Annotated in this window: 9 protein-coding genes; 4 read left to right on the top strand and 5 right to left on the bottom strand. The window is 65.6% G+C overall.

Going from position 1 to position 15,124, the window contains the following annotated elements:
- Positions 1–190: 190 nt before the first annotated feature.
- The 4 genes from AC1VV3_RS22550 to AC1VV3_RS22535 all read right to left on the bottom strand — a co-directional run bounded on the left by AC1VV3_RS22550 (position 191) and on the right by AC1VV3_RS22535 (position 6,184).
- On the bottom strand, positions 191–1,549 hold the full coding sequence (locus AC1VV3_RS22550) for a hypothetical protein (protein WP_482962565.1): 1,359 nt from the start codon (positions 1,547–1,549) through the stop codon (positions 191–193).
- Between the two features lie 1,139 nt (positions 1,550–2,688).
- Entirely contained in the window at positions 2,689–3,705 is a 1,017-nt protein-coding gene (locus tag AC1VV3_RS22545; RefSeq protein WP_482962564.1) for a ParB/RepB/Spo0J family partition protein, read from the bottom strand.
- Between the two features lie 172 nt (positions 3,706–3,877).
- Positions 3,878–4,438, bottom strand: a complete 561-nt coding sequence (locus tag AC1VV3_RS22540; protein ID WP_482962563.1) for a 2OG-Fe(II) oxygenase — start codon at positions 4,436–4,438, stop codon at positions 3,878–3,880.
- Between the two features lie 96 nt (positions 4,439–4,534).
- Positions 4,535–6,184 (bottom strand): ShlB/FhaC/HecB family hemolysin secretion/activation protein, encoded by a 1,650-nt coding sequence (locus AC1VV3_RS22535; RefSeq protein ID WP_482962562.1) that lies wholly within the window; start codon positions 6,182–6,184, stop codon positions 4,535–4,537.
- A 758-nt stretch (positions 6,185–6,942) separates the two neighbouring features.
- Between AC1VV3_RS22535 and AC1VV3_RS22530 the strand changes: the two genes are divergently transcribed.
- The 4 genes from AC1VV3_RS22530 (at position 6,943) to AC1VV3_RS22515 (ending at position 12,524) form a co-directional block, all read left to right on the top strand.
- Entirely contained in the window at positions 6,943–8,097 is a 1,155-nt protein-coding gene (locus AC1VV3_RS22530) for a GGDEF domain-containing protein (RefSeq protein ID WP_134093296.1), read from the top strand.
- A gap of 232 nt (positions 8,098–8,329) precedes the next feature.
- The gene (locus tag AC1VV3_RS22525; protein ID WP_132267795.1) at positions 8,330–9,523 is read left to right on the top strand and encodes an AAA family ATPase; all 1,194 of its coding nucleotides are present in this window, start codon (positions 8,330–8,332) and stop codon (positions 9,521–9,523) included.
- Positions 9,524–9,629: 106 nt separating this feature from the next.
- The gene (locus AC1VV3_RS22520; protein ID WP_482962561.1) at positions 9,630–10,763 is read left to right on the top strand and encodes a ParB/RepB/Spo0J family partition protein; all 1,134 of its coding nucleotides are present in this window, start codon (positions 9,630–9,632) and stop codon (positions 10,761–10,763) included.
- Between the two features lie 411 nt (positions 10,764–11,174).
- Complete coding sequence (locus AC1VV3_RS22515) at positions 11,175–12,524, top strand: replication initiator protein A (RefSeq protein WP_482962560.1); 1,350 nt, start codon at positions 11,175–11,177, stop codon at positions 12,522–12,524.
- Positions 12,525–13,927: 1,403 nt separating this feature from the next.
- Here AC1VV3_RS22515 and AC1VV3_RS22510 read toward each other — a convergent pair.
- A complete protein-coding gene (locus AC1VV3_RS22510; RefSeq protein ID WP_482962559.1) occupies positions 13,928–15,070 on the bottom strand; it encodes a hypothetical protein in 1,143 nt (380 codons plus the stop codon).
- Positions 15,071–15,124: the final 54 nt, after the last annotated feature.

Genomic DNA, 15,124 nt, shown 5'->3' with positions numbered 1-15,124 from the left:
GGCGGCGGCTTGGGCGGCGGCTTGGGCGGCGGCTTGGGCGGCGGCTTGGGCGGCGGCTTGGGCGGCCAGAATCGAAGAGGCAGCCCCGTCGCCGGGACTGCCTCTTCTCCCCCACCCCCCTTCGGTCAGAAGGCGGGGGTCGTTCGCGTGCCCGGCCATGGGGTTGTGGGGCGCCGGGCACGCATGACGATCAGTTCGTGCGGGCGCCAAGCCCCCCGAGCAGCGAGCCTACGAGACCGGTGACCGGTGCGAGTGCGGAGCCCAGACCATTGGACGCCCCGGTCCCGGCTCCGGTGCCGGCACCCGTTGCCGCACCGGTGACACCGCCCACCAGCGCGTTGACCGCGCCCGTGACGGGAGCGAGCGGCGCCGTGCTTTCGGGCGCGCCGCCGGTCAGGCCGCCGACCACGCCTTGCACCACGCCGGTGACGGCGCCTGTTACCGGGGACAGGGCGCCGCCCTGATTGGTGCCGCTCAGCAACGTGTCGACCGCGCCTGTCACGGGCGCGAGGGCGGCGCCTGCCCCCGTTCCGCTGCCCGTCAAGCCGCCGACGACGCCTTCGACAAGTCCGGTGACCGGCGCCAAAACGCCCCCGGCTCCGCCCGTCGCGCCGCCCGCCAGGCCGCCGACCAGCGAGTCGACCGCGCCGGTGACAGGGGCCAGCACCGCTGCCGCGCCGCCGTCACCCGATCCCAATCCTCCGGTCACGCCTCCCGTCACACCGCCGACAACGCCGCCAAGCGCGCTGTTGACGGTGCCCAGCAGAGGCGATGTCACGCTGTCCACGACGGCCGTCACCGGCGCCACCACCGGCGCGAGGCCGCTGGTCAACTGGTCGACCGCGCCGCCGGCCTGCTCACCCAGCAGGGCACCGGCCAGGTTGCCGACAGGTGCAAGTCCGGCAGCGACGCCTTCGGCCGTAGTCGGCAGGCCCAATTCCGCGATGTTGCCATTGGACAGCACACTGGCCGTCACGAGCTGCCCCGTGGTCTGGCCAGCCCCTTCGGCGAGGACATTGAGGCCCACCAGCGTGTCGCCGGTGCTCGCCCCGGTCAGGGCCGTGTTGCCCAGGTCGACACCGAGCAGCGGACCGTCATATGTCCGTGCCGGACCGCCCGCACCGCCCAGCGAGCCGGTCAGTCCCTCGACGAGACCGCCGACCTGGCCGGTGACAGGGGCCAGCAATCCAGTCTCACCCAGCACGGGCGAGAGCACGCCGTTCACGGTATCGAGCAGCGGCGAGGCGACGCCGTCCACCGTGGAGGTCAGCGTGGCCACCGTCGGCGCCAGTCCGTTGGTGAGCTGCGTCACCGTGGTTCCGGCCTGATCGCCGAGCAGGGCCCCGGCCAACGCACCGACCGGCGCGAGCGCCTGCTGGGTCTGCGCCGCGGTGGTCGGCAGCGTTACCTGCACGGCCTTGCCATCTCCGGTGAGCAAGTCGACGGCCAAGCCGGTGCTGCTGGTGGAGGCGGTATCCGGCGCGACATTGACGTCGATCAGCGTGCTCGAACCGCTCTGGCCGAGCAGGCTGCCACCGCCGACGTTCACGCCCGCAATCGGTCCGGTGAAGCTGGTGCTGCCGCTGGGATCCGTGGGTCCGGTCGGGCTCGTGGGTCCGGTGGGACCAGTCGGGCCGGTCGGGCCGGTCGGTCCCGTCGGGCCTGCGGGGCCTGCGGGGCCGGTAGGACCAGTTGGACCAGTTGGACCGGTGGGGCCTGCTGGACCAGTCGGACCAGTCGGACTGGTCGGGCTGGTTGGGCCGGTTGGTCCAGTTGGACCGCTTGGGCCGTCGGGACCGGTGGGGCCAGCGGGACCGCTGGGGTCGGTTGGCCCGGTGGGTCCTGTGGGACCGGTCGGACCGGCCGGACCCGTCGGGCCGCTCGGATCAGTCGGACCGGTAGGGCCGCTCGGATTGGTAGGGCCTGTGGGGCCACTGGGATCGGAAGGGCCGCTGGGGCCGGATGGGCCAGTCGGGCCTGTGGGGCTCGTCGGGCCTGTGGGTCCGGTTGGACCGCTTGGGCCCGAGGGCGAGCCGCCGCCACCCGCGCCGACGCGGAAGCCGACGCCATCGGCACAGGCGCCCAGGAGAAGAAGCGGGATAGCCGTCGCACAAAGCAGAAGGTGCCTGGCGGATCGGCGCGATTGTTGACGCGGCATCGTGTTAACCTCCATGAAAATGCCCACTGCGTCGGAGCCTAGGCACAGTTCGGAGGCGCTTCGCGGCCAGATGGAACCGGCCTGAAACTGCCGATCCCGGACTTGCGACAGTCCCGCATCGGGAATGAGCAAAGGTGCTGTCGCGCACGGAAAATCGGGCCATTGCGGGCCTGGTGCCACGCAAAGGCCATGCTCATCGTCGGATCGGAGGGGAAGGAAGCACGCAAGGCGCGCAAGTCGGCCAAACCGCCTGCCGAGCGGTTAGAACCGAAAAGACTATTGTTTGGAACAGTCTGCCGAAGACGGCGCCCGTCATGGCTGGAGAAAATATGTCAGCCACGAATTCAACCGCTGCCATCTTCGCAGACCCGCCCGTCAGCCGGCGAATCGGCCCAGCCAGAGGCTGAAAGATTAGGGAGAAATCCCACCCCGCCTGAGGGGTGACGAAATACCTGATCTCCCCCCGTCAGCGCCAACGAGTTGCCCTTCACCGCCGCGAACGGCCACGGAAGCCGCTATGGCCGGCTCGGTCAGGCGGCCGGCTCTGGCTCTATCGAGAGAAGGCGGCGGCTGTCGATCAGGGCGTCCCGCAAGGTAACGAGCAAGGCGTCGATGTCGGTTTCTTCGGAAACGAGCAGGTCCACGGCCAGCCCTTCCCTTCCGGCCCGGATGCGGCCCACGCGAGCATCGCCGAGAACCAGGGGCCGGTCGTTGCCGCGCCGGATGTCGCCTTCCTTGGCGGCGTCTTTCAGACGGGCAAGAACGGTGGCGGCCGGGATCATTCGCTCTCCCCCGGCGGCGAGGCGTTGCTGCTCTTCCCCGATCAGGCGTGCGCTGACCAGCAGGCGTTCCCGCTGTTCGGCACGGCGCAGCAACGGCGTCAGCACTTCGGAGTGGCGCACCCGCAGTTCGTCACGCGTGGCAAAGGCATTGACGACTTCGTCCGGCATTTGCGCGAGGGACAGCAGACGGCTCAACTGGCTGTTCGACAGGTTCAGCGCTTCGGCCATGCGCGATTGCACCCCGCCGTAGAACCTGTCGACCGCATTCTGATAGCTGCGGGCGCGGTCGAGTTCGGTGATGTCTTCCCGCTCGCGATTTTCGATATCCGCGAGGCGAAATGCTTCTTCATCAGTGAGATCAACGATGAGCGCTGTCAGCCGAATCTCCGGCCGGCCATTGTGATTCAGCCAGTCCACCGAGAAGCGCCGGCGGCTGCCGACCAGCAATTGATAGGGATAATCAGCGCCGGGTGCATTGTGGCGGACGAGCACGGGAATGCGATTTCCGTCTTCCTGCGCGATCGATTCGATCAGCGAGCGGCAGCTTTCCGCCGAGAGGCCGGGCACATCGCGCGGGTTGCCATCCCAGACGCTGCAATCGGAAGGGCGAATGGAAATCGCCGTGCGGGCCCTGCCGCTGCCCTGCGCAAATCCGGCAAGGCGCTGATCGAGCCGCGACAGCGCTTCACCGTCCACGCCCGCCGCTTCGGCCGGATGAGGTTCGTAGGACAAGGTCGTCAAAATGTCCCGTACAAACCCGCCCATGTCACTCTCCACAACCTCTGACCAAGCCCTTTTCATATCCGCGCTTTTCGCAAAGCGGGTGTTAAACAATGTTCGTATCGGCGGAGTTATGGCACCACTTCGGTGCGGTTACGGTCCCCTGTGCGGCTGCAGGCACTCTCGACGCCCGCCCCGTCGCGTTCGCCGCTCCGGATCAACGCCAGTTGGGGCCTTCGACCCAGGTGACAAGGCTGCGCCGCGTCCCTTCTATGACGGGCAATACGCGGTGCTGAAGGAAGGACGGAAAGATCAGCAGACTGCCACGCGGCGCGAATTGCTCGGCCGGATTGGCGATACCGAAGAACTCGAACGCACCGCCGTTGTAGTCGCTAGCGTTGGATAGCTGGACGACGACAGACAGCTTGCGCGCAAAAGGCCGGGTGGATTCGAGCCACACGTCCTGATGCCAATCGTAATGCCCTTTGTTCGTCGCGCGGTATTCCGTGAACTGAAGTTCGTAAGGCGCTTCGATCTCCACGCCGAAGTTCGTTCGGTTGGAGGGGCGGACGAAATCCATGACGCGCGAAACGATGTCCTTCTCGCGCCCGGCGTCCAGCCAGCGGACTGTCGAAGTGCGATGCCCAAGATCGCTGCGCAAGTTGCCGGAGAACCCGATCGTTGCGTCCTGTTCCGAATATCCCTCGGCACGTTTGATGATGGCTTCGCACTCGGCATCGGTGAACGCACTGGTCCAGACTTCCCAAACATTCTTCATAGTCCGCCCCATTCCTTCGACGCGTGAATTTCATGATCCAGTGAAACGGCTAGCTCGGAGAGCGCCGGACGTTTTGCGTACACGCAAAAGCGCAAATCAGACCGTCCGGTTGACGCTGAAGAAGAACCGCGCCTTTTTACTGTAGAACTCGGATGGAGACTTGACAGGTACTGCAATTTGTGCGGTCGCAGTCCAGCCCTTGACCGGCGTTACCCGTACCCCGGCACCAGCGGTCGCCAGCGAAAAGTCCTGAGCCGCCAGTCGGTAGGCTGGTCGCTCGTAACTGTGCGCAAGCGCTCCATCGGTATAGGCAAAGACGGTCAGGCCGCGCGTGGCACCCGCTGGCTTGCCCGCGACGCGCCAGGACAGTTCCACACTGCCCGCGGCTGCCTTGTCCGAGGTGATGATGCCGATGCGGTAAGCCATGCCCGCGCCCTCGCCGCCCAAGGGGAAGCGCTCGGTGGTCGGCAACCGGTCGCCGCTATATTGGCCGCGCAGCGTGGCCTTGACGGAGACGGCCTTGGTCAATTCCTTGATCGCCGTGAGCTGCACATTGGCCTTGCGGAACGAGGCATCGGAATAGCCCTCGATCGGCCGCGCGCCCAAGGCGTCCAGGCCCTGGCTCAGACTGGTGGAGATGGCATAGCCGCCGGTCTTGTCGATCGACGACCATACCGTGCCGAGCCGCAAAGCCCGCGTCTTGAAACCACCGAACGCCGTATCGAGGAAGTAATTGGTGCTGTTCGTCCCGTCGAGCGAAAGGCTCAGGGAGAGATTGCGGCGATAGGAGCGGATCAGCGGGTGCGAGATGGCGATGCCGCCCTGCTTCGCTTCGCCGATGATGTTCAAATCGCGCGTCTTGGTGCGGACATAGGCGCCGCTGACGCCCAGCGTGGTGCCGTTGGAGCCGATCGGCGTGGCGTGGCTCAGCGAGTAGAACTGGTAGCGATCCGGGTTGAACGGCAGGTTCCCCGAGAAGCGCGTGGTATCGCCTTCGCGCAGCACGCCGTTCACCGCGACCGAAAGCTGGGTCTGCACGCCCGTGGTGACATTGACGATGCCGTTGTTGTTGACGTTCAGCGTCACGTCCACTTGCTTGCGGTCCACCTTGAGGTCGAGCGCCAGCTCGCCGGGGGTCGGCGTCTGCTTCAGGCTGGCCTGCACGGTCTGGCCGGGAATGTCGCGCAGCAGGGAAATGGTGCGCTCGATGGTGGACTTGTGAGTCGGCGTCTCGCGCAGGAGGCGCTTCACTTGCGCGTCGATCAGGCGCGTCGGCGTGCTGCGCGTCTTTCCGTCCAGCGTGTAGCGGGTGATGCGCCCCTCCAGCACGCGGACCGTGAGCACGCCGCCGGTGGGCACTTGCTGCGGGATCGACACCGCGAAGAAGGCGATGTCGCTCTGCCCATAAGTAGTGCTGATGGCGTTGGCGATCTTCTGCAGGTTGTCCCGGTTCAACGGGGCGCCGATGAAAGCGGCGACGGCCTTGTCGAGCAGCGGCTTGGGCAGGGTGGAGCCTTCGTATTGCAGGCCGGTCAGCGCGACGCCGGCTCCGCCCGAAGGTGCCGCTGGCGTGGCGACCACCGGGGTTTGCGCCTGCGGCACTTGCGCCGGCGCCGGCACCCGCGGCACGTCGGGATCCTGCCGGTCGACACGGTCGCGGTCGATGATCGGGGCCTGCGGAGACGGCGCGGCGATCTGCGCCTGCGCGGCCTGGAACGGCATCGACGGAAGCAAGAGGCCCGCCATCAGCAGACCCAGCTTTCGCGCCAGCCTCCGGGGCCGGCTTGGGGGTGAGGGAATTGCCGAAGCCGTCATGGTTCGTGATCGCCTGATGGTGTTTGCGGGAGTGAAGTGTCGGAAGAGCTTTCCCCGCAAGATGAAGAACATGGACTCGCCCGGCATCCCGAACTGGAGCCGGAGCGGCTGCTTCGAGGCGGTTATGCGGGTTTGCCGGCTCACGGCCGGGGCAGCTCCGTCGCCGGCGCTACGCAAAGCCGGCTTCAGGGCGGGGAAAACGGCAGGGCCGGCAGGAAATCGGTAACCATATCCGGGCTTTCGCCGGGATTGGTCGCGGCGATGGCGATCATCGGAGTGAATTCAATAACTCGTTGATTTATAGCTATTATCTAAGATTATGAGGGCCGAAGAAAGCCCCAAAAACGACCTTGGACAAGTTACGCAAATCGCTGCCAGGTCGGCTCCAACCGCCTGTCGGGCGGGGAAAGGCCCGCAAGGTGCCGGAAAGCGGATATAGGTCGTTTCGGCTACAAATTAGCCCCTGGACGCAGGCGTTGCCCTGCCCGTTCGGCGCCGATCGCCGCTCCTGCGGACATGCAAAGTCCATCCCCACCCCGGAAATGATAAGCGATCCGTTCATCCCGCGGCGCTATAAGTATAGCAGCCAGTCGCCTCGCCGTCGGCGCTCCCCGGGCAACTACCGAGGGGCTCGACGATTTCAACGAGGTGAAGAGAGAATATCCGCAAAGCGGAATTGGGAGAGAGCCATGACCCCGTCACCGGGCGAAACGTCATCCGCGGAGACGGTGCCTGTCGAAAGCCTGGCGGAGCGGGCCTATGTCGAACTCGTGCGCAGTCTCTACGAGACGATCGCGCAGGCGCTCTACATGCTGGTGATCTTTCTCGTCTGTTTCGTTCTCGTCTACCATTCCAGCGAGGACCGCACGGTTCTGCTGGTCGGCTCGGCCGCGCTGCTCACCTGGATCGCCCGCATCGAGGTGGCCCGGCGCTTCCGGCAACGCGCCTTGACCGGAGTGATCGCCAAGGCCGAGGCGCGGCGGCTCGAAGTGGCTTTTGCCGTTCCCTATGTCGGCTTCGCGATCCTGCTGGGGACTTTCGGCGCGCGGGTCTTCGTCCTGCCGGACCCGCAAGCGCACATGCTGGTGATCTGCACCGTCATGGGTTTCTGCGCGGGCGTGGTCACGGGCGTCGGGCGAAGGCCGGCCATCGCCAATCTCTCGATGCTGGCGGCGGCGGGACCGATCGTCGTCACGGCCGCCCTGCACGGCACACCTTTATATATAGGGACGGCCCTGATCACCGCGGCCTATCTGGTCGGCGGGATGCAGGCGCTGAAAATGCGCTTCGAGATCGTCAAGGCGGAGATCGGCAAACGCCTGCTCTCGGTCTCGCTGGCCCGCAGCGACAGCCTGACCGCCCTGCCCAATCGCCTCGCCTTACGTGAATACTTCGACGAGAACACGCGCCTCATCTCGTCTTCCGGGCTGATTGCGGTGCATTATCTGGACCTCAACGGCTTCAAGCCGGTGAACGACGATTACGGCCACAGCATCGGCGACATGTTGCTCGCCCTCGTGGCGGACCGGCTGCGCGGGGCGATCCGCAGCGGAGATATCGTCGCCCGCCTGGGCGGAGACGAATTCGCCGTGCTCCAATATGGCCTTCACCGCGGCGAGGAAGCGGAGTTCCTGGCGCAAAGGCTGGTGGCGGCGATCGCCCAGCCCTTCCTGGTGGGCGATCTGACGCTGGCGATCACCGCTTCCATCGGCACCGTCGTGACCAGCAACGGCAGGGAGGATCTGACCGTCTTGCTCGACGAGGCGGACGCCCGGCTCTACCTCGCCAAGCGGGGGCGATTGGAAAGAGTCGCAGGCAAGACCATCAACGGCGCGGACTGGTAGCGGCGTGCGAATCACCTTGTGACACCGCGCGGTACGTCACTGCGGCCGGCAATTGAATCCTTCCGCCGCTTCGCCGTTTATTGCCGAGACCTTTGCCTCATGGCCGCACTGATCGGACGCAACGCCCCAGAAACCCACAGATAGTCATGCTTTCCGGGATTTTTGCGCTCGACTGAACATCGCCTCAGGCATATACCTGCAAACTCGTTCAAAAGTATTTTGCAGGCGGGACATGCATTCACAAGTCGACCGTATCTCGGAAATGGCGCAAGCCGGAGAGAAGATGATCGAACGGCTGCGGCGCAAGGCCTTCTTGCCCGAAAGCCGCAAGGGCCTCAACGTTCGTTTCGGCATTGCTGAGGCCGCGACACTGCTCGGCTGCTCCACCAACCGAATTCGCATGGCCGAGGACGACGGGCGCCTGCCGCCGCCGCCCGCCGCCGGCAACGGTCGCCGCCTGGGCTATACGGTGGAGGAAATGCTCCACATGCGCGAAGTTCTGGGCGCCTCCCCTGCCCGCGCGCCGCTCGATGTTCCGGCGATGATCGCCGTGCAGAACTTCAAGGGCGGCGTCGGCAAGTCGACGGTCACGACGCACCTTGCGCACTATTTCGCGGTGCAGGGTTACCGTGTGCTCGTCGTCGATTGCGACAGCCAGGCCACCACGACCACGCTGTTCGGCTTCAACCCGCACTTCAACATCACGCGGGAAGAGACGCTCTACCCCTACCTCTCGATCGACCCCACCCAGGCCGACCTGCTTTACGCAGTCAAGCGGACGCCTTGGCCCAATGTCGACCTGATCCCTTCGAACCTCGAACTCTTCGACGTCGAATATGAACTCGCCGCGGCGGGTGCGGATGGTCAGTCGGTGTTGGCCGCACGCTTCCGCAAGCTGAAGCAGGGCCTGATGGATCTGGCGCGCGAATATGACGTGGTGATCCTCGATCCGCCGCCGGCGCTGGGCACGATCTCGCTCGCGGTGATGCAGGCCGCCAATGCGCTGCTCGTGCCGCTGGCCGCCACCACGCCCGACTTCTGTTCGACGGTGCAGTTCCTCTCGATGATGGACCAGGTGCTCGAACAGCTGGTGGGCGCGGGCATCTCGGTGGACTATTCCTTCGTGCGCCTGATCTGCTCGAAGTTCGACGGCAACGATCCCAGCCACGAGATGGTCCGCTCCATCATGGAGCAGACCTTCGGGCCGGCCCTGCTGCCGGTGCCGATCCTGGAAAGTGCCGAGATCAGCCATGCCGCCTTGCGCATGATGACCGTCTACGAGCTGGAAAAGGCCATCGGCACACCGCGGACGCACAAGCGCTGCAAGGCCAATCTCGACGAGGCCCTGGGCCAGATCGAACAACTGGTACGCACCGGATGGGGCCGCTCGCAGCGCGTGGACGAGGACTTGCTGGTCAATGGCTAAGCTCCTCGCAACGGACGAAAAAACGTTTTCCTACAAAGAATTTGTTCGTCATATGTTCCGGCGCGATTCTCGCCCTTCTTCTCGCCAGCTATCTTTGAGGTAAGCCATGGCCCGCAAGCAATCCGACTATCTCGCCGCCCTGCTTTCCGACGACGACCTGAACCTGGATGACGACACAGCGCCCGCCGCCAATGTCGCGGCCGAGGACGGCTCGTCCACTGCGCAATCGGCCCTGTCCGCATCCGGGCAGGTATCCGGGCACACAGGCGGCCTGGAAGGCAGGCCCCGCACCGAAAGGACGCGCGGCACCACGCTGCTGGGGCGCGAGAGCGCCCTCGCTCGTGTCGCCACCGGCGAAGTGCGGCAGGTCACCCAGCTCCTGCTCGATCCGGCACGCGTGCGGATCTGGCCGGGCAATGCCCGTTCCTATGCCCACCTCTCGGAAGAGTCCTGCCAGGAACTGATCGATTCGATCATCGCCGAAGGGGGACAGAAAGTCCCTGCCGTCGTGCGCCGGGTCGAAGGCGATCCCGATCACGACTACGAAGTGATCGCCGGCACCCGCCGCCACTGGTCCATCTCCTGGCTGCGGGGCCATTCCTATCCGGACATGCAGTTCGTGGCGCAAGTCGCCCAACTGGATGACGAAGCCGCGTTCCGTCTGGCCGACCTCGAAAACCGCGCACGCAAGGACGTTTCCGACCTCGAACGGGCCCGCAATTACGCCCAGGCCCTGCGCGACCACTACGGCAACCACATGACCCGCATGGCCGAACGGCTGAAGCTCTCCAAGGGCTGGCTGTCGAAGATGCTCAAGGTCGCCGCCATTCCCGACGCGGTCCTCTCGGCTTTCGCGTCGCCGGCCGACGTGCAGCTCAAGCCCGCCTATTCGCTGGCCCAGTTGCTCGACGATAAGGACAAGGCCGCCGCCGTGCGCAAGGAAGCGGCGCGCCTCGCGCGTGAGCAGGCCGGTCGCCGCGCCGATGGACGCCCTACCCTTCCCGCCGCGGACGTTCTCAAGGCCCTGCTCTCGGCGCCCGACGCCGAGCGGGTGAAGCCGGATCCGATGGTCATCGTATCGCGCCACGGCCGTACGATGGCCTCGGTCCAGACCAGCAACCGGCAGGGCGTGACGCTCCGCCTCCACGCGGGTTCGGGCGCAAGCCGCGACGAAGTGGTCAATGCCGTGCGCAACCTGCTCATCCAGCTCGATGGCGAGGGACGCGGGCTGCAGACATGACACCGGGAGGGAAGAAGGCGGCCTGGCTTTTCGAGAACGTCGAAACGGCCCCCCTCTTCCCTCCATTGTCGGAAGACGGATCGAAAAGCAGGGGCGCCACCCCTGCTTTTTTCATGTCCGCACCCGCTGCGCTTTCGGTGTTTCCCCGGGGAAACACCCCCTGCCCTCGCCCCCGGCTCGGAGCTGAGGAGCCATCGCCGGTCCGGACTCGCTCACGGGCCGCCGCACAAGCGCCCGAAACCACGCACAAGTTCTGCACAAGCAAGCGTTCCAGCCATTTGCCCAGCCCCGCGCGCGCCGTCATTATGCCGGGAATCACCCGAATCCGCCGATTCTTGTTTCCCCGGGGAAACAGGGAAACGCCGTGTCCGGGTCAACCTGTGTCCACCGTCCTGACTTCGGAATGAGATAATGAGTCGCCCACGCAAAGAGACGGCCTCTGAACAGTTCGACCTGTTCCTTCCGTATATCGCGGACCTGCCGATGCGCGACCAGCGCGAGATGATGGAGCGTCCCTTCTTCAGCCTCGCCAAGTCCAAGCGCGTCAAGCCGATCGATTACACCAGCCCCGACAGCAAGCTCTGGGTTCACGTCTCGGCCAACCCGGACTACGGCATGGCCACGATTTGGGATGCCGACATCCTGATCTACTGCGCCAGCATGCTCGCCGACATGGCGCGCCGCGGTGTCAACGATGTGCCGCGCAAGCTGCACCTCATGCCTTATGACCTGCTGCGCGCCATCGGCCGGCCGACCACGGGCCGCGCCTACGAATTGCTCAGCCAGGCGCTCGATCGGCTCGTGGCGACGACGATCAAGACCAACATCCGTGCCGAGAACCGCCGCGAGGCGACCTTCTCCTGGCTCGATGGCTGGACCCAGCTTGTAGACGAGCGCACCGAACGCTCGCGCGGCATGACCATCGAACTGTCGAACTGGTTCTGGGAAGGCGTGATGATGAAGGGCGGCGTGCTCTCCATCGATCGCGCCTATTTCGACATCACCGGTGGCCGCGAGCGCTGGCTCTACAAAGTCGCACGCAAGCACGCCGGCGGCGCGGGCGAGGGCGGCTTTGCGATTTCCATGCCGGTGCTCTTCGAGAAGTCCGGCGCGGAAGGACAATACCGCCGCTTCAAGTTCGAGATGCTGAAGCTGGTCGAGAAGGACGACCTTCCCGGCTACGCGCTGTCGCTGGAAACCGCGCGCGACGGTGAGCCAATGATCCGGATGCGCCGCGTCGATGGCAAGGGCGGCGCGGAAAAGGGATTGCCTGCCAGTCCCGCCGCGAACGAGGACGAGATGGAACAGGCCATCGATCGCGCCTTCGCCACCCCCCGCGCGCCCCTGCCCACCGAGGCGGCGATGCCTCCCAAGGCCCCTGCCCGTCCCCGCAAGGTCACCGCGACAGCCGCCGCCCGCACCGCCGTTTCCCCGGGGAAACCGGCCGCATCCCAAACTGTCTCGGCAACGTCTCCGGCCGCTCGCGCGGGCTCGCCGAATGAACCCGTGGTCGACGCCAGCCACCTCATCCGCCGCACCGTCATCGGCCTGTCCGAAGCCGCAACGCGCGGTTTCATGACCGACGAGACCATCGACCACTTGCGCCGCACGTGCCCGGGCTGGGACCTCCACGCCCTGCATGCGGAGTTCGAACGCTGGATCGCCGCCTCTCCCGACCGCACCCCCGCTGACTGGCAGCGCGCCTTCGTGGGCTGGGTCAAGCGCCACCACGAAAAACACGGTCGCAACTTGCGCGGCTGACGGCTCCCCGATCCTGCCGCAGACCTCAGACCGAAGGCCCCGAAGCGACAACCGCTTCGGGGCCTTTCTCTTTGCCCATTCCGGCACTAGCTCTGGCCCAGCATCGCGGCGCGCTCCCCGTCTCTGCGTCCCGGACGCGCCCTATTCGGCAAGGCGCGGACGTGGCGGCAGGCGCCCCTTCTTCATTTCGACGCCAACCGCGATTGCTCTCAAGTAGAGGGAAGGCGATGAAGCGGCCCGGGGACCTCTCTCGATGGGGAAAGGAAACTCGAAATTCCCAGTCGCACATAGGCCCGTTTGCGCAGGTCATCCTGACGACCGCAAGCGCCCGTTCTCAACGCGTCCCCTCTTCTCACGTCTGTCCCTGGTCGTTCGCCGATCGGGCCGTTCCCGAAGTGTCGCGTCTGGAGCTGAAGCGAAGCGGCAACGCGACGAAGGCTGGCGTGAGAGCGGCGCGATTGAACCTTTCCACACCGCCCCCTCTGGAAAGTGATTCAAATATCCGCCGGAAATTCAGGCCTTCGACACACCGGGAACGCCCAAACCGCATGTTTCGACCCTTCGGGAACAGCATGTCGACCTTTCAGGAACACGCGTTCGACCTTTCGGGAACAGGTCCTACGACACTTCGGGAACGAAGCAACGACACTTCGGGAATGGCCCGAAAATGCGAATCGCGGGACTCGCGGCGCTGCAGCGCAGATCCCGGCGGTCTAACTTCTTCTAACAGAATCCCTCTAAACACCTTTCTAACCGCTCCGCACGAAGTTTGCCTTTGGAGAGAAATGGGGGAGGGGGCTGCGCCGGGTTGAAAAGGGGTGCCAAGAGTGAGGGCCTTTCCCGCCGCTGCCTCGCGTCCAGAGCCACTTCGCATGAAACCGCGAGGCAGCCGCGTTCGCCGGCCGCGGAAACCCGAGTTGAATCAATTTCCGGACCTTGAGGCGCATATTGATTCAAACCACAGCACCCGAGGTCCTGTCTCACGTCTGGCATGTCAAATTTTTGCCCTGAGAAGCCCGTAGAGCGCTTTCAGGTCCTTGGTGGACCCTTACCCTACCCCAGGCCTGTTTCGGCGCTCTACGAAAGCCGCTTTCGGGGCGCTGGAAAACCGCGATTTTCCGCGAAAATTCGCACGAAGACCGCTGAAATCGGACCGGAGGGCCGTTTTTCGCCCCGGTCCTCCAGAATTCGGCCCAGGTCAGGTCAACCTGTAACCTCGCCGGCAAATTCGTCACCGTCGCGCGGAGAGGCGAGGCGACGAACAACCCGGGTCATCTATTCTGGGCCGTGACCGTTTGCCTAGGTCTGGATCGGCAGAGGCCGTTAAGCCTGGCCCCTCCAGGCGAACGGTGGCGATTGAAAAGGGCGCCCCCGTCGACGGAGGGCATAGTCACTCGTCGGCGTTAGTCCTCGTCGTCTCTGGCGGCCGTGCGGTTCAGCAGTTCCTCGATAGCGCGCATGGAGGCTTCGTAATCGTCGATGGCCTCGCGCGAGGGGGTGAACTTCTCCTGCGCCGGTGGCGGGGCGGGCGCTTCGGGTTCCCAGGGCAGGTAGGCGTGGACGCGCGCGGCGTTGCGCGAGACATGGGTCTCGACGAGGCCGGCTTCGTTCAAGGTGGTGGTGAGGACGCGGACGCCGGGGCGCGAGACGCCGATCAGGGCTTCGATCTGCGCGCCGCGCAGCGGACCGAACCCGGCGAGATAGCCGGCCAGTTCCCGCGCGCGGCCGGAACTGCGACAGTCGTGCAAGCCTGCCGAGATGCGCGCGCCGTCGCGTTCGGCTTCGGTCAGCCAGCGATCGATCCGCGAGAAGGCGCCGTGCAGGGCGGCAATTGCCTGCTGGGCAACATCGGGGTCATCGCTATCGGGAAGTCCCGCGGGCAGCACCACGAGGCCTGGTAGGGGCAGCGCGGCAGGGAGCCCGTGACGCGGCGAGAGGTAGCGCCCGGCGAGGATGTCCAACGCCCAGCCTGCATGGCCGGTAGGGCGCTGTTCCATGGCCATGCCGCGAACCAGCGCGAGGCTGGGCATCTGGCGGGCGAAGTGCGGCGAGCGGGCCGCAGCGGCGAACAGGCGGGCGGCGGCGTGAAAGGGGAGGGCGTCCTCCGGGCTGTCGATGGCGGCCATCAGCGCGTGCGCCGCCTGGACCGCGGTATGGGCGTCCTCGTGCTCGGTTCCGAGGTGGACGTCGCTGGGGGCGATGAAAGCCCGCAGAAGGGCTTCGGCGGCCAGGGCGAGGGGAGGCCAGGGATTGTGCCGGAATTCGGTTAGAATGGCTTGGCAGAGGGCCTTGGGAGGGCGTAAACTGGCGGGCGAGCCCTCCGAAAGCGTGTCCAGCCCGGCAAACCAGGTGAAGAATCGGCTTTGGGTGAATTCGTGGCCTTCCTGTCGAAGCGCGGTCAGGAGGCTTTCGCGGATCGACCGGGCGGCCAGAACCGGCAGGGCGGCGTCACTGGCCCGCGAAATGCCGATCTGGATGCGGCCCAGAAGCAGGGCGCAGAGCGTGATCGGGGCGGGTTCCAGGGGGTGTGATGGATCCGGCTGCATAAAACGCCCTTGAAACAATGGACTGCACCAAGTGGAACTTAAATCAATTTAGCT

This window comes from Novosphingobium sp. BL-S-34, from assembly GCF_056857015.1.
This window is presented reverse-complemented; position numbering and strand designations above follow the sequence as displayed.